Here is a 20,521-nt window from a genome sequence, read left to right on the forward strand (position 1 = left end):
AGAATTTATAAAATAAAAAGCATCTTCCTCGTTTTGAAGAAGATGCTTTTTATTGTTTTGACCAAGTTTTTGCTGAAAAGAGTAATAACATGGGGTATAATTCTAAGCGTCCAGCAATCATGGCTAAAGACAAAAGTATCTTTGAGAAGGGACTAAAAATAGAGAAATTTTCAGATGTTCCAAGCATTGGTCCGATATTATTCAAGATACTTGCAACTGCACTAACGACAATCATGAGTTGATTATTATCAATGCTAATCAATAAAACAAGGCTAATAAAAATCATTACGTAAATAACAAAGTATCTTAGAATACTATGTTGTGTTTTCTTATCCAATACCTCATCATTGATATGTAGTGAAACAATGCGATTTGGATAGAGATTTAAAAGCATTTGATTATATGCAATTTTTAAGAGAATGAGTATCCGCATCACCTTAAATCCACCAGCAGTAGAGCCTGCTGAGCCTCCAATAAACATGAGAAATAAAAGGATGATTTGAGAAAATAATGGCCAAAAGGTGACATCATTTAATCCAAAACCAGTTGATGTTAAGGTTGTTGATACTTGAAAGAAAATCCTTTCAAAAGCTTCTTGTGTTGAAGCATATAACCCCCCTACATTTAAGAAAAGAAGACCAACAGCAATGGAAATGATTAAGAGATAGGTTTTTAATTCCTCATCCTTAAAAAAATGTTTTACTTTGCCAATAAGTAATAAATAATAAAGATTGAAATTAATTCCAAATAGTAACATACCGACAGAAACAATATTTGTAATAAGAGAGCTGTTATAGTGGGCAATGCTGTCATTATAAACGGCAAAACCACCAGTACCAGCCGTTCCCATAGCTGTAATAATACTATCAAATAAAGGAAGACCAGCCCACCATAAGATTAAGGTTAAAATGGCAAACATAATCAGATAGATGATATAAAGAATCTGTGCCGTATTTTTTAATTTGGAAACAACCTTGCCAAAGATTGGTCCAGGAACTTCTGCTCTCATAACTTCTAGATGGCTATTCTTACTGTTTTCCATTATTGCAAGAGCAAAAACAAGCACTCCCATTCCACCAATAAGATGAGTAAAACTTCGCCAAAATAGTAGAGAAGGAGATAGCAAAGCAGTATCATTTAAAATGGTTGCACCTGTTGTTGTAAAACCAGAACTGGTTTCAAAAAAAGCATCAATGTAGTTAGGAATTTGACCAGAAAGAACAAAAGGCAGTGCTCCAAAAATTGCCCAAAGCATCCAACATAATGCAACAATGAGAAATCCTTCCTTGGTATAAATTCTAAAATTTTTCGGTTTAGAAAGGCAACCCACTCCACCAATGATTAATAAAATTGCCATGGTAATTAAAAAACTAGAGATGACAGTCATTGATTCCTTATAGACAAAGGCAACTCCTAAGGGAACAAGTAATAAGACAGCTTCAATGATAAGAAGTCTTGCTAATAAAAAACGTACCATACTTTTATTCATTATTTACCTCAACAAGTCATAGATATTATTAGCATTATTAAGAAGAGTGATGACAACAATTTTATCGCCAACTTGGAAAATATCCTCACCTGTTGGGTAGATGTTTTTACCTTTGCGGATAATAGCAGCAATTAAAACATTCTTTTTTAGCTTAATTGAAGAGAGAGTTTGACCTGCCATGCGATTATTTTCTCGGATTTCAAATTGTAGAGTCTCAATACGACCATTTGCAATATGATGCATAGCATCTAAATTAGAGTGCTGAGCATTAACGCGACCACGAATAAAATGCATAATAGTATCAACCGCAATGGCCTTAGGTGTCACAATAGTTGAAAATTCTTCACCCTTTATAATTTCTAGAAGACTTGTCCGATTGACTTTGGTGATATTTTTTTGAACACCAAGAGAGTCTAAAAACATTGAAGCAACAATATTTTCCTCATCAACACCAGTTAAAGTAGCGACAGCATCATAATGATCGGCGCGTTCTTCTAAAAGAAGGTTTTTAGTGGTGCCGTCTCCTTGAACAATATGAATATTTGGAAAATCTTCACTGAATAATTCTGCTCTCTTGGGATTGATTTCAATTAATTTAATGTTAATTTTAGTTTCTTTTAAAAGAGTGAGCAGGTAATAAGCAACTTTTCCTGCACCAATAATCATAAGATTTTTAACAATTCTTTTTTTGAGGAAATCGTGAAAAGCAATCATTTCTTGGCGATTTCCAGTAACATATATCTTATCTTGCTTTAAAATAGTAACCTCACCATCAGGAATGATAATTTGCTTGTCACGCTCAATTGCACAAATAACGATATTTTGGAATTTCTTTCGAAATTGTGACAAAGTCATATTAGATAAGACACTATTGTTTTTGATTTTAAAAGCCATTAGCATAATTCTGCCACTAACAAAATGTTCTACAGAAAGTGCATTTGGAAAGTCAACAGCATTTGCTATATAGCGAGCAGTAAGAAGCTCTGGATTAACTAAAAGTGAGAACCCCAAGAAATTTTTTTCCTTAAAATAAGTATTTGAGTATTCAGGATTTCTAACTCTAACAATTGTTTTTTTTGCCCCCATTTTTTTAGCTAAACTAGCAGCAATCATATTCACTTCATCTTTATCAGTAATAGAAATAAAAATATCACAATTAGCGACATCAGCTTGTTCTAATATTTTAAAATTAGCACCATTACCAATAATACCAATAATATCATTACGTTTAACAACTTGAGCTAAAACAGTTTCTTTTTGTTCGATTAAAATAACGTTGTGGTTTTCTTCAACTAAGGAACGACATAGTGCCGCACCTACTTTACCGCCACCAACGACAATTATTCTCATGATAACCTCCAATATATAGTATCTATCATACCTTTTTTTTACAAAAATATCATCTTTTTATAGGAAATTTAAAGCAATTGTATTTAACATGAAAAATTGGTAACTTCAAAAAATTTTAAATGAAATTTTTTAGAGACAATTATTGACAAATACTCTTAAAGTGCTATACTAATAGTACCATTCACTGATTTAAATCAGATCTGTTGTGATTTAAGTCTGTGAGTCACCATCAACCACGATATCTGCCGAGCCTAGACTCCGGGTTTCGTGGTTTTTTATTATCAATAAAAAAAGGAAAAATTGAGATGGTAATATCATTAGAATTGCAAAAAGAAGAAGTATCAGCTAAAAATCATATCGTTTTATTTGAGCCACAAATTCCAGCAAATACAGGAAATATCGCAAGAACTTGTGCAGCAACAAACGTTCCTCTTCATATTATCCAACCGATGGGTTTTCCAATTGATGATAAGAAAATGAAACGAGCTGGGCTTGATTATTGGGATAAACTAACTGTTTTTTTCTATGATAGTCTAGAAGACTTTATGGCAAAGTGTGATGGTAAACTTCATTTAATCACTAAGTTTGCTGAAAAAATATATTCTGAAGTGTCTTATGACGATGATGGAACTCATTATTTTATGTTTGGAAGAGAAGATAAGGGACTTCCCGAATCTTTTATGCGTTGTCATGCCCAAAAAGCTTTACGTGTTCCGATGAATGATGAACATGTTAGGAGCCTTAATTTGTCAAATACTGTTTGTTTAATTGTTTATGAGGCTTTACGTCAACAACAATTTGCTGGCTTAGAATTAAGTCATCACTATCCAAAAGATAAATTAAAATAAACAATGGATTAGCATGTCGTGTGTTGAAAATAACATCAAATAAAAATTTTTTAATGAATTAGATTTTAAATCTGATTCTTTTATTTTAAAAATTATTTTTAAAAATCACTGTCAAAGTACCATATCTTGCTAATTTTTTTTTTTTTTTGATATGATAAGGATGTCTTCAGGGCAGGGTGTAACTCCCGACCGGCGGTGACTAGTATACTAGAAGTCCGTGAGCGAAAGCTGATGTGGTGAGATTCCACAACCGACAGTAAAGTCTGGATGGAAGAAGACGAAGGGTTTTTTTATCTCTAACAACTCTTTGTGACTTCTTTCAATTTGAAAAAATTGGAGGATTTTTTTATGATAAAAACAAAACAATTAGCCTATATGGCTATCTTAGGAGCTCTTTCTTTTATATTGATGCTCCTTAACTTTCCTATTATTCCGGGGGCAGAATTTTTAAAAATTGATTTTAGTATTATTCCTGTTTTAATTGGACTTGTTATTTTTAATTTAAAATCAGCGTACATTATTTTATTGTTAAGAACATTTTTAAAATTTTTCTTATATAATACTGGTGTTAATGATTTAATTGGATTACCTATGAATCTGGTTGCTACTGGCGTATTTGTCTTAGTTTTTGCTTTTTATTGGAATCAGCAAAAATCACGTAAAACCTACATTATTTCAAGTGTATGGGCAACAATACTGCTAACCCTTGCAATGATTATTTTAAATATTTTTTATGCTATTCCCTTGTATGCTACCTTTGCTAATTTTGATATCGGGCAATTTATTGGGATTAGTAAATATATTGTAGCAATGGTAATTCCATTTAATATTATTCAAGGAATCTTATTTTCTATGAGCTTTGGTATTATATACCTATCACTGAAATCGTTTTTGGAGACTTATAAAGTATGAAACAAAAACAGCAACACTTACTAACAGCTTCTTTTAGCTTACTTTTTTTTGTGATGTTGGGTTATCTCGTTAAATTTTTCCCTCAAACACTTATCACCTTTGATACGACAATTCAAACTGTATTAAGAAGGAGTTTACCCCAATTAGCCACTCTTTTTTTAAGCCATATTACAATTATTGGAAATGTTTTGTCACAAGTTATTATTGTAGTAGTTTTATTTTTATTTTTTTATTTTTGGAAAAAATGGAAAATTGAAGGCTTTTTTATGCTTTTGAATGGGAGTTTAGCAGGTCTTTTAATTATCATTTTAAAAAATTTATATATTCGTGAGCGTCCCAGTATTCCTCACTTGATAGTCGAACACGGTTTTTCTTTCCCAAGTGGTCATGCGACTGGTTCCCTTCTTATTTTTGGTGGTCTCTTTATTATCTGTCAACAACGTTTAAAAGATAGTTATATGAAAAAACTAGTTCTCTTATTACTAGCTAGTTTAATTATTGTTGTATCTTTATCACGCATTTACTTAGGCGTTCACTATCCAAGTGATATACTAGGTGGTTGGTTATTAGCTTTTGGTTGTTTAAATCTTATTTTTCCCTATTATGATGAATGGCGATTTAAATGGCGATTTAAAGGTCTTCAAAAATGATAGTCCACTTTAAATTCTATTCTTTGCTAATTTAGAGAATAGTTTTTTATATTAAGAATGAAGATAGATATCTTTCATTATTTTTTATAATAATTATTTACCATATCTATTGAGGTTAAACTATGAAAAGTCCTATTCAGCTATCTCATGATTTTTTAGCAGAGATTCTCACCCACCAAAGCATTGCAATTGATGCAACAATGGGAAATGGCTACGATACCCTTTTTCTTGCTAAACATGCTAAAGAAGTATATGCCTTTGATATTCAAGAAATAGCTATTAAAACTACAAAAGCAAAGCTTTCCCAATTGAATATTAATCGTGTTCACTTAATTTTAGATAGTCATGAAAATATAGATAATTATGTGAGCGAGATTGATGCGGCCATTTTTAATTTAGGCTACCTTCCAAAAGCTGATAAAACCATCATCACAAAACCAGAATCAACCATTTTAGCCCTAAAGAAAACCTTTAATATACTAAAGGTAGGTGGACGTGTTTCTATAATGGTTTATTATGGCCATGAGGGTGGTCAATTGGAGAAAGAGGCTTTGGAACAATTTTTGAAAAACTTGTCTCAAAAGCAGTATACGATTATGCGTTACCAATCTATGAATCAAATCAATCACCCTCCCTATTTAATTATGATTGAAAAAAGAAGTGAATAATCAACAAATGTTTTTAGAAGTATAGGTTTGATAAAATTTTTAATGATAATTAAAAGGATGATTTTAATACATTATTTAAGAAATATGATATAATGGATAGACTATATTAAAAATATTAGGAGATATTACAATGGAAGACCCGAGTAGTCAATCGATAATATTACAGTTATTATTATTAATTGTTTTGACTCTTTTTAATGCCTTTTTCTCAGCCAGTGAAATGGCTTTGGTTTCACTAAACCGTTCTCGTGTTGAACAAAAAGCAGCCGAAGGCGACCATAAATACATGCGTTTACTAAAAATTTTAGAAAACCCCAATAACTTTTTGTCTACCATTCAAGTTGGTATTACACTTTTAACGCTGTTATCAGGAGCAAAGTTGGCTGATTCATTAGGAAAAGTCATTGCTTCTTGGTTTGGCAATTTACCATCTGCACAAACAATAGGTGGTATGATATCATTAACTTTTCTAACGTATATCTCAATTGTTTTAGGTGAATTATATCCAAAACGTATTGCTATGAATTTGAAAGAAAATTTGGCAGTAGCAGCTGTCCCTTTCATTATTTTCTTAGGGAAAGTGGTTAGTCCCTTTGTTTGGTTATTATCTGCGAGCACTAATTTATTGAGTCGTATGACACCTATGACCTTTGATGATGCTGATCAACAAATGACACGTGATGAGATTGAATACATGCTAACCAAAAGTGAAGCAACTCTAGATGCAGATGAGATTGAAATGCTTCAAGGTGTTTTTTCACTTGATGAGATGATGGCGCGTGAATTGATGGTGCCTAGAACTGATGCCTTCATGGTTGATATCAATGATGATTCACAAGAAATTATAAAAGCTATTTTGAAAGAATCATTTTCTAGAATACCAGTTTATGATGATGACCGCGATAAGGTTATTGGTTTAATTCATACAAAAAAACTATTAAAAGCTGGTTTTACTGAAGGATTTGAAAATATTAATATCCGTCGAATATTACAGCAACCTTTATTTGTTCCCGAGACTATTTTTGTTGATGATTTATTAAGTGCTCTAAGAAACACTCAAAACCAAATGGCAATTCTATTAGATGAATACGGTGGAGTTGCAGGACTTGTGACTTTAGAAGATTTATTAGAAGAAATTGTTGGTGAAATTGATGATGAATCTGATAAGGTATCAGAATTTGTCCGAGAGATTGCTGAGAATACCTATATTGTTGTTGGAACTATGACTATTAATGAATTCAATGATTATTTTGATACAAGTCTTGAAAGTGATGATGTGGATACTATTGCTGGTTTTTATTTAACAGGAGTTGGCACCATTCCCAGTCCTGATGAAAAACGTTTCTTTGATGTTGACTCAAAAGATAAGCATCTTGTGTTAGTTAATGATAAAGTAAGAGATGGTAGGGTAACAAAATTAAAAATCATGATTACAGAAATTCCTGAATCAAGCGAAAAAGACTAGTTCAAAAACTAGTCTTTTTTACTTGAAAAATGGTATAATGAGTTAAAGAAATAAGATTAGAAGGGATATGACATGTCAACTATTGATTATGGGAAAGTAACAGGCATGGTACATTCAACAGAAAGTTTTGGTTCCGTGGACGGTCCAGGGATACGTTTTATCATTTTCATGCAGGGTTGTAAAATGCGTTGTCAATACTGTCATAACCCTGATACTTGGGAGATGCAAACCAATCAATCTAAAGAACGTACAGTGGAAGATGTTTTACAAGAAGCTCTTCGTTACCGTGGTTTTTGGGGTAAAAAAGGAGGCATTACTGTTAGTGGTGGTGAAGCTCTTCTTCAAATAGAATTTGTCACAGCTCTGTTTACAGAAGCTAAAAAATTGGGTATCCATTGTACCTTAGATACGTGTGCTCTACCATTTCGTGATAAACCAGAATACCATAAAATATTTGATAAACTACTTGCTGTAACAGATTTAGTCTTATTAGATATTAAAGAAATTAATGATAACACTCACCGTTTTGTGACAAGTCAGAGCAACAAAAATATTCTTGCTTGTGCCCGTTATTTGTCTGATAAAAACATTCCCGTTTGGATACGTCATGTCTTGGTGCCTGGTCTAACAGATATCGATGATGATTTAATTGAACTTGGGAAATTTGTGAAAACTCTAAAAAATGTTGATAAGTTTGAAATTCTTCCTTATCATACTATGGGTGAATTCAAATGGCGTGAACTTGGGCTTCCATATCCATTAGCAGGTGTTAAACCACCGACAAAAGATCGTGTTAAAAATGCACAAGAGTTGATGGAAACAGAGAGCTATCAAGAATATATGAAACGTATTCACGGTTAAAAAGAAAAAAGAAGTTTAACAATAACTTCTTTTGTTTTTGAATAATGGGAGTGTCTCATTTTGCTATATTCTTATTTTTCTGCTAAAATAAAGTGAATTTAGAAAAAGATATTAGAAGAGGTAATAATTATGTCTAAAATTTTAGTTTTTGGTCATCAAAACCCTGATACTGACGCAATAGGTTCTGCTTATGGTTTTGCTTATCTAGCAAAAGAAGCATTCGGCTATGACACTAAGGCAGTGGCTCTTGGTGAACCAAATGAAGAAACAACTTTTGCCTTAGATTATTTTGGTGTTAAACCTCTTGAAGTTGTTTATTCTGCTAAAGAAGCAGGTTCAACTCAAGTCATGCTAACCGACCACAATGAATTTCAACAATCTATCTCTGATATTCGAGATGTTGAAGTGGTTTATGTCGTCGATCACCACCGTGTGGCTAATTTTGAAACAGCTAATCCACTCTTTATGCGTTTAGAACCAGTAGGTTCAGCTAGCACGATTACCTATCGCATGTTTAAAGAAAATAACATTTCTGTCCCTAAAGATATTGCAGGAATGCTACTTTCTGGCTTGATTTCAGATACCTTGCTATTAAAATCCCCAACAACGCACCAAATTGACCATGGTGTTGCCAAAGAACTGGCTGCCATTGCAGAAGTTAACTTAGAAGAATATGGGCTTCAAATGCTTAAGGCTGGTACTAATCTTGCAAGTAAAACAGCAGCAGAATTGATTGATATTGATGCTAAGACTTTTGAACTTAATGGCAATAAGGTCCGTGTCGCTCAAGTCAATACAGTCGACATTGCTGATGTCCTAGAACGTCAAGCAGAAATCGAAGACGCTATCAAAAAAGCAATTGCTACAAATGGTTATTCTGATTTTGTCTTGATGATTACTGATATTATCAATTCTAATTCAGAAATTTTATCACTTGGCAATAATAGAGATAAAATTGAAGCAGCCTTTAATTTCAAATTGGTTGACAACCATGCCTTCCTTGAGGGGGCGGTTTCTCGTAAAAAACAAGTGGTACCACAATTGACTGAAAGTTTTAATCGTTAAAAATCAACTCTAACAAATGATTTTGTTAGAGTTTTTTATTTTGAAAAGACATTGTAGGAGTTTTAGAAAAGTACTAAAGTCTATGATATAATAGGGATATTATGAAAGAAGAGATAAAAAAGCCAAGATATGCCGTTGTAGATTTGGAAGCAACCTCAGCAGGAACAATTGCCTCCATTATTCAAGTTGGCATCGTCATTATTGAAGATGACATTATTATCAAAACCTATGAAACAGATATTAACCCTCATGAAAGATTGGATGACCATATTGTTGCTTTAACAGGTTTGACAGATGAGCGCTTAAGTAGGGCACCTGAATTTTCACAGGTAGCAAAAGAAATCTTTGAGTTACTTGAACACTGTATTTTTGTAGCACACAATGTGAAATTTGATGCTAATCTTTTAGCAGAACAATTATTTTTGGAAGGGTATGAATTAATGACACCACGTGTTGATACGGTTGAATTAACTCAAATTTTCTACCCTACCTTAGAAAAATATAGTTTGCCTATTTTGGCTAAAAGTTTGTCTCTTAATTTGGCAAATGCCCATACAGCCATCTCAGATGCCATTGCCACCGCAGAATTATTCTTAAAATTAAGAAGTAAAATGCGTCAATTACCTAAAAGAACTCTTGAAAAAATAGTGAGTTTTGGAGACAGTCTCTTGTTTGAATCCCAGTTGGTGATCAAAGAAATCCTTGCTGAAAAATCATCCTATGATGATAAAGATTTTATTAGAGTGGCAGATATCCTACTAAAAAAAGATCAAGCCATGGCTAAACCAAAACACTTATCTCATGACTTTGATACCAATTGTCATTATTTGGGTTTGGATGAACGCCCAATCCAATCACAGTTTGCGCAATTAATTGAAAAACGCTTTGATGAGCCGACAACGAGTTTTATTGAAGCACAAGCAGGGATTGGTAAAACTTACGGCTACCTTTTGACTCTTCTACCAAGACTTGATGGTAAACAACTCCTTATCAGTGTGCCAACTAAAGTGCTACAAGACCAGATTGTTGTTAATGAAGGTCAAAACATTAAAGAAGCTTTTAATATTGATTGTCAAAGCATCAAAAGCCCGCAAAATTATCTTAAACTAGATGTTTTTTATCAAACCTTGCATCGACAAGACCATAATCGTCTGATTAACCGCTATAAAATGCAACTCTTGGTTTGGTTACTTGAAACCGATACGGGTGATTTGGATGAAGTTAAACAAAAACAACGCTTTGAAGCATATTTTGACGAGATAAAACATGATGGCTATATTGATACTTTGTCTCCATTTTTTAATGTTGATTTTTGGCGTAAAATAGAAAAAAATTATCACAAAAAATCAATTATTATCACTAATCATGCTTATTTGCTTGCTCGCTTAGAACATGACAAGTCCTTTTTAGAAAATAAGGTTCTTGTGATTGATGAAGCACAAAAATTTTTTTTGGCTTTAGAAAGAACCTCACAAAAAAAGGTGAATGTCACAAAAATCTTACAAATCATTCACAAAAAATTGCAACAAGAGCCTCCACTTATTTTACAAAGATTACTAGAGAGTCTTCAATTTGAATTAAGCCATTTAGTTGAGGATTTTTACAAGAAAAAAAGAGTCCTTCTAAAAGAAGAACAGCTTATACAACTTAAACAAGATATTAGTGAATATCCTGATAATGATTTAGACAAGTTGAAGGAATTGTTGTTTGGCTCTTTAACTGTTTTTTGGTTAGAGAGTGAGCAACTGGAGACGCATCGTGACACCTATCTCAGAGGTGGTCAGACCGACTTTAGACGTTTTCAAGAATATTTATCACCGAAAACGAAAACCTACGCTATATCAGCCACACTGTCGATTAGTAAAAAAGTCAATCTCGCTGATTTACTAGGTTTTGATGAGGTTACCTTTGATTATTTGCCTGTTGACGTCAGTCTTAATCAAAAGATTTGGCTGGATAAAGAAGCAGAGCCCTATGAGAAAACTAACTTAGCTTCCTATGAGGCTTTATTGGTTAAAAAAATAGTCTCATTGAGCAGAAAAAACGTTCCGATGCTAGTTTTATTTACATCAAAACAAGTCATGTTATCTGTCTCGGAACGTTTGGAGGAGCATCATATCAAACATCTGACTCAGTATAAAAATGGTTTAGCTAGTAATATAAAACGACGTTTTGACAATGGAGAAAGTAAAGTTCTCCTTGGAACGGGCAGTTTTTGGGAAGGGGTTGACTTTACTAGCCAAGATAAAATGATAGCAGTCATCACAAGGTTACCGTTTGATAATCCAGAGGATTTTTTCACTAAAAAAATGGCAAGCTACCTTAGAGACAATAAGAAAAATCCGTTCTATGATTATACCTTGCCAGTTGCTATTTTAAAATTAAAGCAGGCTATCGGACGGACCAATCGTAGACAAACACAACGCTCTGCGGTTATTATTTTAGATAATAGAGTGGTCACTAAACGTTATGGCAAACAAATTCGTCATGCCTTAACCAAGCAATCTCCCGTTAGAGAAGAAAATTTTGAAGAAATCCTATCAGAACTATCTGATTTTTTGCTATAATAGGTAGTGTTAAATAAGTGGTGAGAACTTTTAGTAAATCATTATGAGATTATCATGGTGAAAAAGTTATTTATCACTTTTGACCATTAAAGAATGATAGAATAGCGTGGAGGAGATATGGTAAAATTATCAGATCGTGTCTTAAACATGTCTGAGAGTGTGACTTTGGCAGCTGGCGCACGTGCTAAAGCCTTGCAGGCAAGTGGACGTGATATCATCAATTTGACCTTGGGCGAGCCTGATTTTGTGACCCCTCAAACGATTCAAGACAAAGCGATTGAAGCGATTAGAAATGGGGCAGCAAGTTTTTATACACCAGCTTCAGGATTAGTTGCTCTTAAAGAAGCAATCAGAGATTATATGAAAGCACACTACGGCTACTCGGTTTCAACGGCAGAGGTTGTCGTAGGGACTGGTGCCAAATTTATCTTGTATAGTTTTTTCATGGCGGTGCTTAATCCTTTTGACGAGGTTTTGATACCTGCGCCTTACTGGGTGAGCTATGCCGATCAAATCAAGATGGCACAAGGCTCTCCTATCATTATTCCTACCAAACAGAGCAATCACTTTAAAGTGACGGTGGCTGAGCTAGAAGCGGTTAAAACGAAGAAGACAAAAGTTCTTTTATTGAACTCACCTTCTAATCCAACGGGAATGATTTATGATAAAGACGAACTTCTAGCCATAGGTCAGTGGGCGGTTGACAATGACATTCTTATCTTAGCAGATGATATTTATGGTAGGCTGGTTTACAATGGGGCTCAGTTCACACCTATCTCAACGCTTAGTGATGAGATTAAGCAACAAACGATTGTTGTCAATGGTGTTTCAAAGACCTATGCGATGACAGGATGGCGGATTGGTTTTGCGGTTGGGCAGCCAGAGATTATTGCTGCTATGGGCAAAATTTTAGGACAGACCACCTCAAATCCGACAACAGTTGCTCAGTATGCTGCCATTGAAGCCCTTAGTGGCCCTCAAGATGTGATTGAAGAGATGAGGCAAGCCTTTGAAGAACGTCTGAATACCATTTACCCTCAGTTAGCAGCTGTCCCTGGCTTTGAAGTGGTTAAACCGCAAGGCGCTTTTTATCTGTTTCCAAACGTCTCTAAGGCAATGGCAATAAAGGGCTATCAAAATGTCACAGACTTTACAATGGCCATTTTAGAAGAAGCAGGTGTTGCTTTAGTAACAGGAGAGGGCTTTGGTGCCCCAGAAAACGTCCGTTTAAGCTATGCCACCGACCTAGAAACCCTCAAAGAAGGCGTTCGTCGCTTAACAGCCTTTATGAAAAATAACTAAAAGATAGAAAAGAGAGATTATGTCAAAAGAATACGTATCAATTATTGATGTTAAGAACTATGTTGGTCAAGAAGTCACCATCGGTGCTTGGGTTGCCAATAAATCAGGAAAAGGGAAATTAGCCTTTCTACAACTTCGTGATGGAACTGCTTTTTTCCAAGCGGTTGCCTTTAAACCAAACTTTATTGAAAAATTTGGTGAAGAAGTAGGCTTAGAAAAATTTAATACGATTAAAAAGCTAAGCCAAGAAACATCTGTCCTTGTTAAAGGAATTGTTAAAGAAGATGAACGTTCAAAATTTGGTTATGAGTTAGATGTTGTTGACCTTGAAGTGGTTGGTGAAAGTGATGAATACCCAATCACACCAAAAGAACATGGAACAGATTTCTTGATGGACCATCGTCACCTTTGGTTGAGATCGCGTAAGCAACATGCCATCATGTTAATCCGTAATGAGCTGATTCGTGCGACGTATGAATTCTTTAACAAAGAAGGCTTCATCAAGATTGATTCACCAATTTTAACAGGATCAGCGCCTGAAGGGACCACAGAACTATTTGAAACAGATTATTTTGGCCAACCAGCCTTTCTAAGCCAAACTGGTCAACTTTACGCAGAAGCAGGGGCAATGGCTCTTGGTAAGGTCTTTACCTTTGGTCCGACTTTCCGTGCTGAGAAATCAAAAACAAGACGTCATTTGACGGAATTTTGGATGATTGAACCAGAGATGGCCTTTGTCCAACACGAAGAATCCCTTGATATTCAAGAAGCCTATATTAAGTTCTTAATCAAAGCAGTGTTGGATAATCAAGGCTATGCGCTTGATGTTTTAGAACGCGACAGAAGTCTTTTAGAGAAATACCTCAACGAACCCTTCAAGCGCGTGACCTATGATGATGCGATTGCTTTATTGCAAGAAAAAGCAGCCGAAAATGATTACGAACCAATCGAGTGGGGTGATGATTTTGGCTCACCACATGAAACCTTTGTGTCAAACTACTACGGTGTGCCAACCTTCATCATGAACTATCCAAAAGCGATTAAAGCCTTCTACATGAAACCACACCCAACGAGAGATGACGTGGTCATTTGTGCCGACTTGATTGCACCAGAAGGTTATGGCGAGATTATTGGTGGTAGTGAGCGTGCGACTGACTATGACTATTTAAAAACTAAAATTGCTGAATTCGGTCTATCCGAAGAAGAATACGGTTGGTATTTAGATCTTCGTAAGTACGGTAGCGTGCCACATTCTGGTTTTGGCTTAGGCCTAGAACGTATGGTAACCTTTGTCACAGGCAATGAACATATCCGCGAAGCTATTCCATTCCCACGTATGCTACACCGCTTGAAACCATAAAAAGATAAGAAGAAAAGAGTGACTCCTAGGAGTTGCTTTTTTTTAGTTTGAAAAAGTGATTTTATAGCATTTATCATACTGCTGATAGTAACTATAATGTTAAAAATTGAGAATTAATTTTTCCAATTTTTAGATAAAAATGCATTTTGTCAGATGTTAAAGAAGTTAATTTTATGATAAAATAGATAATTGAAAAATAGGAATAATCAAAGAAAAAAGAGAATTCTACTTCGTTATCAATGAGAAAAACAGTTTAAGACGTTTTGATGACCTTTTGAGATTTGGGTAATAAAACGTCATGTTTTATGATAACCTATCATTGATAGGACTAATCATATTATTAAAAATGGATAATCATTACTACATGAGTTTGAAAGTAATCCTAACAAAGTGATGGAAAGTAAGAGGGAAATGAAGTGAATATATTTGTCTTAGAAGATGATTTTATTCAACAAACACGAATGGAAACAGCTATTAAAGAACTAACAAGAAAGCATGGCATTTCTCCTAAAAAATTGGAAGTATTTGGGAAAGCCAATCAATTATTAGAGGCGATTGAAGAAAAAGGAGCACACCAGCTGTTTTTCTTGGATATTGAAATCAAAACAGACGAGTTGAAAGGGTTAGAAGTGGCAAAACAAATTAGGGCGATTGATCCCTATGCGATTATTGTTTTTGTGACCACACATACTGAGTTTATGCCGCTCACCTTTCGTTATCAAGTCGCTGCTTTAGACTTTATTGCTAAAGAACTCTCTCAAGAAGAGTTTGAAGAAAGAATTGAAACAACTCTTATCTATGTTGACCAAAAAGATAGCAGAACAGTGGCAGAAGAGTCCTTCTATTTTAAATCTAAGTTCGCCCAAGTTCAGTACCCTTTCAATGAAGTCTATTATATCGAAACATCACCACGACCACATCGTGTTATCCTCTACACCAAAAACGATAGAATGGAATTTACGGCTAGTTTATCTGAAATTTTAAAGCAGGACAAACGCTTCATTCAATGTCACCGCTCTTTTGCCATTAATCCGGCAAATGTTCTTAAGGTAGATAGACAAGACAGAGTCGTTTATTTTCCAAATGGTACTAGTTGCCTCGTTTCAAGACAAAAGATTAATACTATTGTAAAGATTGTTGAGGGCTTGCACTAATGGAAAAATTCATGTCTACCTTTTTGTTTATAGTATTTCCATTTATTTCTTTGTCTCTTGATTTACTTTTATTTTCAAAAGTTAATCAAAGAAGGTTATCTTTGAAAGAAATCTTCTTAGCTATTATTATTCGATTACCGATTGCAGTATTGTCAGTAACTTTAATTACTATCTTTAAAATTAATTTTTTGTCTTATTTTGATTATCCTCTCTATATGACACTCCTCTCTTTCCTTTTTCTAAGACCATTACCAATAGTGTTGTTAATTTTTTATGGTTTGTTTTCACCAACGCTCTACATTCTTTTTAATAGAATGATTGTTTCTTTTGTATTACCAATTTTGGGTTTTAAAGAGCAGTTGCTAAACAATTATTTTTGGTATTTAATGGTTAATATTATTGTTACGTCTTATTGTTTATTTTTTTTAAAATGGTTACAGTATGACTTTACTAAATTGAAGAAAATTTTCCTGGATATTAAAGAAAAAAATATTATTTATTTTGCTAATTTCATAATGTTCTTATATCATTTAGTTTATGGATTACTTAGTTATTTAGATTATGAGAAGCTAATTGGAACGGAGAATTACCGTAATTTCATGTTTGTGATTTACTTAATTTTTTTCATGAGTCTTATTAATCAAATGGATAGACGTTTGCGTAAGCAAGTGCAAGAGCAGTTAAGTTTCCAAAAAGATTTGCAATTGCAGGGAATGGAAAAATATAATAAGCAAATTGAAGAACTTTATAAGGAAATTAGAAGTTTTCGTCATGACTATATCAATTTATTGACAACATTGAGACTGGGCATTGAATCTGAGGATATCAATCAAGTCAAAGCTATTTATAATTCTGTTCTCAAAGATTCTGATGTGAACTTTAAAAATCATAAATATGATTTAGGACGATTGGTCAATGTCAACAATCCAGCATTAAAGAGTTTACTGGCTACTAAATTTTTTCAGGCAACAGAAAAACAGATTTCAGTCAGCATTGATGTTCCTGAAGTCATTGAAGTTCAAAAAATGGACTTAATTGACTTTATCACGGTTGTTTCAATCCTTTGTGATAATGCGATAGAAGCAAAGCCAAGAGAAATGTCGATTGCCTTTCTTTCATCGGGTAATAAGCAATTATTTATAGTGGAAAACACCATCAAAGAAGAAACGATTGCTATTTCAAGCCTCTATGACTATGGAGTGAGCACCAAAGGCGAAGGAAGAGGCATTGGTTTATATAATGTCATGAAAATTGTTGAACACTATCCCAATGTTTCTCTAAAAACCAGTGCACAGAACTATCATTTTAGTCAAGTTTTGGAGATATATTTATAAATGAAATAAACTCTCTAGATGGTAAAACTATCTAAAGAGTTTATTGTTATATTTACCAGAATATTATAGTTGAACTTATTATTTAGTCAGGTAGTCACTGATTACCATTTGGGACATTTCGATGACTGTTTAGGAAAAGATAATGATAAAAAAGCTTGTTGTGCTATACTAAACTTATAAAGTTATTCACTAACATGAGAATATTTACTGGAGGTTATACAAATGTTTCATACAAAAAAAGCTGATAAAACAGCAGAATTTCAAACTACTATTGTGCCCTTAATAGAATCCTTCAAAGAAAAAATGGCATCTTATGACGATACCTTTCATCAAGCCATAGTGGCTAAAATTGATGAAGGGCTTAAAGAAATTTCGCCAAAAGGTGGTAGTGTTTTAAGTATTTCTTTAAAAGTGAAGTGGTTAATCAAAGAGATTGGTGCTATTAAGCATGATGGACCAGTGACATTGACCACTGAGGAAAGTGAACTTTACCGCTCTATTGAAGAAACTAATGCTAAATACAGTGACAAAGGACATGGCACCTTCTTTAAGATATAAAGATATCATTTTAGAGATTGAGATTTTTCTGAAAGATTAAATTATTTGTTAAAAGAAAGGGACAACTCATGAATAAATACAAAGTACTGTTACCAATGTTATTAAATATCATACTATCTGGTCTGACTGGATTAATGTTATCTATTCCTTATTTGAAGATATGGTGGTTACTATTGTACAGCTCTTTATTTGAAGTATCTATCTATTGGTTGATTAATAAATCATTAAAAACGGATCGTACATCCTTACAGATTTCAAAGCGTTTTAAAAGTTTTTTAAATCAGACCAAATGGTTTCAACTCTTGTTGATTGCTTAATATTCTTTAATTTTTTCAAGAGTTCAAACCCACTATTTTTAATTTTAAATACTTTTGCATTTTCTATATTTAATTTTCTTCTAATTATTAATATTAAAAATAATATTTCTAAATAATAACAATTTATCAACTATATTTGGTTATTAAAAACTTAATTAAAAAGAAGACCAGATGATATCTAATCTTCTTTTATGCTACAAAAAATAATTTTAGTTTGATAATTATCAAACAACTATATAAATACGCTTTTATAAAAATCTTTTCATGGATATGTAAATTAAAACGTCCAGAATGGTAAAACTATTAAAAAATTATTTTGAGTCATCCTTCCTAAAGAGTTGATTTTTAATTTTAAATGGTTATTATTTCCCATTTATGATAGTTCAACGACTGTTTAGGATTTAATAGAATATTTCTCTTAATTTTTGAGATAATAGATTAACAAAAAACATAAACATTTGGAAAATCTCTTCCAAAAATCATGTTCACTTTTTAGTTATAGGAGAATAACATGTTCAAAAAAATTAAATACTTTTTTATAGGAATGATGTTACCAGTTATTTCTGGTGCCTTGAAGTATAATCTCAATATGAGAGGTAAAAATGAACTATTATTTATAATCATCAATCTTTTACTTTTATCGCTATTTATTTGGTTTATTAAAAAAGAAAATGTTGTTAGTCTCAGTTTTCTAAGTAAAAAACAATTTTTTCAATGGTTGTTCTTTTTAGGACTTTCTATTGCACTACTTTTCATTTATACCAGTATTTTTGATGTAACAACTAATAATTCTGATTATCTTTATGAAGAAATGACGAAAGGACTCAGTCTTTTATTTATTGTTACTGTTTCAGTTTTAGCCCCAATTCAAGAAGAATTAACGTTCAGAGGGTTAATACAAGAAGGTGTTTTTAAAAATTCTTGGTTAGGTATAATCTTAACGACTTGCGTCTTTGCTCTATTGCATGAACCTAGTAATGTCGTTTCATTTATCTATTATGCACTTTCTTCATCCATTTTCGCCCTCTCTTTAAAATCAAGTAAAAATCTACTCGTACCGATACTATGTCATACGGGATATAATAGCTTCATAACTCTTTACGTATTGTTATTTTAAATCATTAAGTTATCCAGTCATATAAATGTCTTATTATTTCTCAAAAAACACTGATTTTACCATTCAGGACGTTTTAATGACTGTTTAGGAAAAAGGATAACTAAAATAACTTATTGTGCTATTATTTAGTTATAAAAACATCACTATGGTATTAAAAATCAATGACATACGCAATGATGTAAAAAGGAAGGAAAAAATTATGACAACCTCTTATAAAGAAAAAAGTATTGCTTTAGTGACAAGCTTGGAAAAAGAAATTGCTGCCATGGCTATTGCTAGTGAGTCTAAACAAAATGCTCTCAAAACGATCCAGGAATTTTTAGACCTTCGTCACTCCAAAGAAGAAGTGAAGCTGTGGTAGCTTCTAAAATACGTCGCTTTGTTATAGTATTTGGAAGACATCTAATGCCTGGTGGTATTGTTTTATCGAAAGAAGGCAGTGAGATATGGCATCAAATTCAGGCATTAAACAGCTCATCTGAAACGACAAGCAAGATATATCCTTTTGCTTTTAAAGGATAATCAAAAGAAGTTATGATTTTGTAATGAAGGTTATCTACTGGTTAGAGACAAGAAAGGGGTCAATAATGTTGAAAAAGGCACTAAAAGCAACAGTTAAAAACTTGTATCAAATCATTAGAGATGAGTACACTCTCAATGAAAAAATCAATTTAAATCACTTGACCAAGATTTTTTTAGTGTTCCTAGAAGAAGGCAAGTCAAATGATGTGATCCTGCGACAGAGAGCAAAGGAATTTGTGACAACGGTCAATAAAAAAATTGTGACTGCGGGTGTGACGCTTCCTGAAGACGCTAGAAAATTAATTGATACTATTGATTGTTTATCAAGGGCGGGGACTGTTTCACTGTTTCATTTTTTAGTATTTCGATTTTTAAAACTGTCACTTGGATGATTGGAGGAAGTTATAATGGCAACATTTACAAATGATACACTTAAACAAGCAACTACACTTATCAATACTTTAAATCAAAATTTCCAAAACTCTAAAAAAGGGTTGGGAGATGAACAAAAATTTCAAAGTAATATTGATGGTATCATGAGAACTATTGAAAAAAACAAAAAGATTGATAATGTTATATTGCTAGAATTGGAAAAATTTTATCAAACGGCTAGTCTTTTGGTTGGGATTGGACAATTAAAGTTGGAAGCTGATGCCTATCAAGCATGGAAATCCTATGATCGTTTCCATTTTGAATACGTCAAACCAAATCTTAAACTATATGGCCCAATTGCGATGATGTAAAATTAATAGGACAGGTTAAGCAAATAACCTGTGCTATTAAAATAAAAAATAAAAGGAGAAAATGATGCAATGGTTAAAGGAACTGATTTTTATTTTAGGAACTGTACTTATTGTTTATTTTGTACTTAAAGACGGTATGAAAGATGAGCGTGAGCGTTATAAAAAAGAATTATCACAGAAAAAAGGGAATTCCATCTGGTTAAGAATGCTTAGATGGCTTTTTCGATAAATGAATTCAA

General features: G+C 33.1%; 20 protein-coding genes and 1 riboswitch. Of the genes, 18 read left to right on the forward strand and 2 right to left on the reverse strand.

Going from position 1 to position 20,521, the window contains the following annotated elements:
• Positions 1-49 precede the first annotated feature (49 nt).
• Positions 50-1,489, reverse strand: a complete 1,440-nt coding sequence (locus A3I1_RS0103515; protein ID WP_018369928.1) for a TrkH family potassium uptake protein — start codon at positions 1,487-1,489, stop codon at positions 50-52.
• A 3-nt stretch (positions 1,490-1,492) separates the two neighbouring features.
• Entirely contained in the window at positions 1,493-2,839 is a 1,347-nt protein-coding gene (gene trkA / locus A3I1_RS0103520; protein WP_018369929.1) for a Trk system potassium transporter TrkA, read from the reverse strand.
• A gap of 305 nt (positions 2,840-3,144) precedes the next feature.
• On the opposite strand from trkA, the gene A3I1_RS0103525 reads away from it, so the two are divergent.
• The 18 genes from A3I1_RS0103525 to A3I1_RS08495 all read left to right on the forward strand — a co-directional run bounded on the left by A3I1_RS0103525 (position 3,145) and on the right by A3I1_RS08495 (position 20,511).
• Entirely contained in the window at positions 3,145-3,687 is a 543-nt protein-coding gene (locus A3I1_RS0103525) for a tRNA (cytidine(34)-2'-O)-methyltransferase (RefSeq protein ID WP_018369930.1), read from the forward strand.
• 158 nt (positions 3,688-3,845) lie between these two features.
• Positions 3,846-3,970: riboswitch (FMN riboswitch) on the forward strand.
• Positions 3,971-4,035: 65 nt separating this feature from the next.
• Positions 4,036-4,599, forward strand: a complete 564-nt coding sequence (locus A3I1_RS0103530; RefSeq protein WP_018369931.1) for an ECF transporter S component — start codon at positions 4,036-4,038, stop codon at positions 4,597-4,599.
• Entirely contained in the window at positions 4,596-5,249 is a 654-nt protein-coding gene (locus A3I1_RS0103535; protein ID WP_018369932.1) for a phosphatase PAP2 family protein, read from the forward strand. Before A3I1_RS0103530 ends, A3I1_RS0103535 begins: the two co-directional genes overlap by 4 nt.
• Before the next feature lie 122 nt (positions 5,250-5,371).
• A complete protein-coding gene (gene mnmM, locus A3I1_RS0103540; RefSeq protein WP_018369933.1) occupies positions 5,372-5,917 on the forward strand; it encodes a tRNA 5-(aminomethyl)-2-thiouridylate-methyltransferase MnmM in 546 nt (181 codons plus the stop codon).
• Between the two features lie 130 nt (positions 5,918-6,047).
• Positions 6,048-7,382: a hemolysin family protein gene (locus tag A3I1_RS0103545; RefSeq protein ID WP_018369934.1), complete on the forward strand. Its 1,335-nt coding sequence runs from the start codon at positions 6,048-6,050 to the stop codon at positions 7,380-7,382.
• 72 nt (positions 7,383-7,454) lie between these two features.
• The gene (gene pflA / locus A3I1_RS0103550) at positions 7,455-8,243 is read left to right on the forward strand and encodes a pyruvate formate-lyase-activating protein (protein ID WP_018369935.1); all 789 of its coding nucleotides are present in this window, start codon (positions 7,455-7,457) and stop codon (positions 8,241-8,243) included.
• Between the two features lie 129 nt (positions 8,244-8,372).
• Positions 8,373-9,308: a manganese-dependent inorganic pyrophosphatase gene (locus tag A3I1_RS0103555; RefSeq protein WP_018369936.1), complete on the forward strand. Its 936-nt coding sequence runs from the start codon at positions 8,373-8,375 to the stop codon at positions 9,306-9,308.
• Positions 9,309-9,409: 101 nt separating this feature from the next.
• On the forward strand, positions 9,410-11,875 hold the full coding sequence (locus A3I1_RS0103560) for a bifunctional DnaQ family exonuclease/ATP-dependent helicase (RefSeq protein WP_018369937.1): 2,466 nt from the start codon (positions 9,410-9,412) through the stop codon (positions 11,873-11,875).
• Between the two features lie 117 nt (positions 11,876-11,992).
• Entirely contained in the window at positions 11,993-13,177 is a 1,185-nt protein-coding gene (locus A3I1_RS0103565; protein WP_018369938.1) for a pyridoxal phosphate-dependent aminotransferase, read from the forward strand.
• Between the two features lie 19 nt (positions 13,178-13,196).
• Positions 13,197-14,537, forward strand: a complete 1,341-nt coding sequence (gene asnS / locus A3I1_RS0103570) for an asparagine--tRNA ligase (RefSeq protein WP_018369939.1) — start codon at positions 13,197-13,199, stop codon at positions 14,535-14,537.
• A gap of 416 nt (positions 14,538-14,953) precedes the next feature.
• A complete protein-coding gene (locus A3I1_RS0103575; protein ID WP_018369940.1) occupies positions 14,954-15,691 on the forward strand; it encodes a response regulator transcription factor in 738 nt (245 codons plus the stop codon).
• A gap of 11 nt (positions 15,692-15,702) precedes the next feature.
• Complete coding sequence (locus tag A3I1_RS0103580) at positions 15,703-17,025, forward strand: sensor histidine kinase (protein ID WP_026216748.1); 1,323 nt, start codon at positions 15,703-15,705, stop codon at positions 17,023-17,025.
• A gap of 222 nt (positions 17,026-17,247) precedes the next feature.
• Entirely contained in the window at positions 17,248-17,583 is a 336-nt protein-coding gene (locus tag A3I1_RS07875) for a hypothetical protein (RefSeq protein ID WP_018369942.1), read from the forward strand.
• An 828-nt stretch (positions 17,584-18,411) separates the two neighbouring features.
• Positions 18,412-19,017, forward strand: coding sequence for a CPBP family intramembrane glutamic endopeptidase (locus tag A3I1_RS0103590; protein WP_018369943.1), 606 nt, complete (start codon positions 18,412-18,414; stop codon positions 19,015-19,017).
• A gap of 199 nt (positions 19,018-19,216) precedes the next feature.
• Positions 19,217-19,378, forward strand: a complete 162-nt coding sequence (locus tag A3I1_RS08490) for a hypothetical protein (protein ID WP_018369944.1) — start codon at positions 19,217-19,219, stop codon at positions 19,376-19,378.
• A gap of 226 nt (positions 19,379-19,604) precedes the next feature.
• Positions 19,605-19,931, forward strand: coding sequence for a hypothetical protein (locus tag A3I1_RS0103605; protein ID WP_018369946.1), 327 nt, complete (start codon positions 19,605-19,607; stop codon positions 19,929-19,931).
• A gap of 15 nt (positions 19,932-19,946) precedes the next feature.
• Complete coding sequence (locus tag A3I1_RS0103610) at positions 19,947-20,282, forward strand: hypothetical protein (RefSeq protein WP_018369947.1); 336 nt, start codon at positions 19,947-19,949, stop codon at positions 20,280-20,282.
• A 64-nt stretch (positions 20,283-20,346) separates the two neighbouring features.
• The gene (locus tag A3I1_RS08495) at positions 20,347-20,511 is read left to right on the forward strand and encodes a hypothetical protein (RefSeq protein ID WP_018369948.1); all 165 of its coding nucleotides are present in this window, start codon (positions 20,347-20,349) and stop codon (positions 20,509-20,511) included.
• The last annotated feature ends 10 nt before the right edge of the window (positions 20,512-20,521 follow it).

It is taken from the genome of Streptococcus marimammalium DSM 18627 (assembly GCF_000380045.1).
Lineage (GTDB): Bacteria > Bacillota > Bacilli > Lactobacillales > Streptococcaceae > Streptococcus > Streptococcus marimammalium.

What these genes read in the sequence shown, in the direction of transcription:
- A3I1_RS08490 (WP_018369944.1), top strand. Translation starts at nt 19,217, where the DNA reads ATGACAACCTCTTATAAAGAAAAAAGTATTGCTTTAGTGACAAGCTTG.
- A3I1_RS0103580 (WP_026216748.1), top strand. Translation starts at nt 15,703, where the DNA reads ATGTCTACCTTTTTGTTTATAGTATTTCCATTTATTTCTTTGTCTCTT.
- mnmM (WP_018369933.1), top strand. Translation starts at nt 5,372, where the DNA reads ATGAAAAGTCCTATTCAGCTATCTCATGATTTTTTAGCAGAGATTCTC.
- pflA (WP_018369935.1), top strand. Translation starts at nt 7,455, where the DNA reads ATGTCAACTATTGATTATGGGAAAGTAACAGGCATGGTACATTCAACA.
- A3I1_RS0103610 (WP_018369947.1), top strand. Translation starts at nt 19,947, where the DNA reads ATGGCAACATTTACAAATGATACACTTAAACAAGCAACTACACTTATC.
- asnS (WP_018369939.1), top strand. Translation starts at nt 13,197, where the DNA reads ATGTCAAAAGAATACGTATCAATTATTGATGTTAAGAACTATGTTGGT.
- A3I1_RS08495 (WP_018369948.1), top strand. Translation starts at nt 20,347, where the DNA reads ATGCAATGGTTAAAGGAACTGATTTTTATTTTAGGAACTGTACTTATT.
- A3I1_RS0103515 (WP_018369928.1), bottom strand. Translation starts at nt 1,489, where the DNA reads ATGAATAAAAGTATGGTACGTTTTTTATTAGCAAGACTTCTTATCATT.
- A3I1_RS0103525 (WP_018369930.1), top strand. Translation starts at nt 3,145, where the DNA reads ATGGTAATATCATTAGAATTGCAAAAAGAAGAAGTATCAGCTAAAAAT.
- A3I1_RS0103590 (WP_018369943.1), top strand. Translation starts at nt 18,412, where the DNA reads ATGTTCAAAAAAATTAAATACTTTTTTATAGGAATGATGTTACCAGTT.
- A3I1_RS0103545 (WP_018369934.1), top strand. Translation starts at nt 6,048, where the DNA reads ATGGAAGACCCGAGTAGTCAATCGATAATATTACAGTTATTATTATTA.
- A3I1_RS0103605 (WP_018369946.1), top strand. Translation starts at nt 19,605, where the DNA reads ATGTTGAAAAAGGCACTAAAAGCAACAGTTAAAAACTTGTATCAAATC.
- A3I1_RS0103535 (WP_018369932.1), top strand. Translation starts at nt 4,596, where the DNA reads ATGAAACAAAAACAGCAACACTTACTAACAGCTTCTTTTAGCTTACTT.
- A3I1_RS0103560 (WP_018369937.1), top strand. Translation starts at nt 9,410, where the DNA reads ATGAAAGAAGAGATAAAAAAGCCAAGATATGCCGTTGTAGATTTGGAA.
- trkA (WP_018369929.1), bottom strand. Translation starts at nt 2,839, where the DNA reads ATGAGAATAATTGTCGTTGGTGGCGGTAAAGTAGGTGCGGCACTATGT.
- A3I1_RS0103530 (WP_018369931.1), top strand. Translation starts at nt 4,036, where the DNA reads ATGATAAAAACAAAACAATTAGCCTATATGGCTATCTTAGGAGCTCTT.
- A3I1_RS07875 (WP_018369942.1), top strand. Translation starts at nt 17,248, where the DNA reads ATGTTTCATACAAAAAAAGCTGATAAAACAGCAGAATTTCAAACTACT.
- A3I1_RS0103565 (WP_018369938.1), top strand. Translation starts at nt 11,993, where the DNA reads ATGGTAAAATTATCAGATCGTGTCTTAAACATGTCTGAGAGTGTGACT.
- A3I1_RS0103555 (WP_018369936.1), top strand. Translation starts at nt 8,373, where the DNA reads ATGTCTAAAATTTTAGTTTTTGGTCATCAAAACCCTGATACTGACGCA.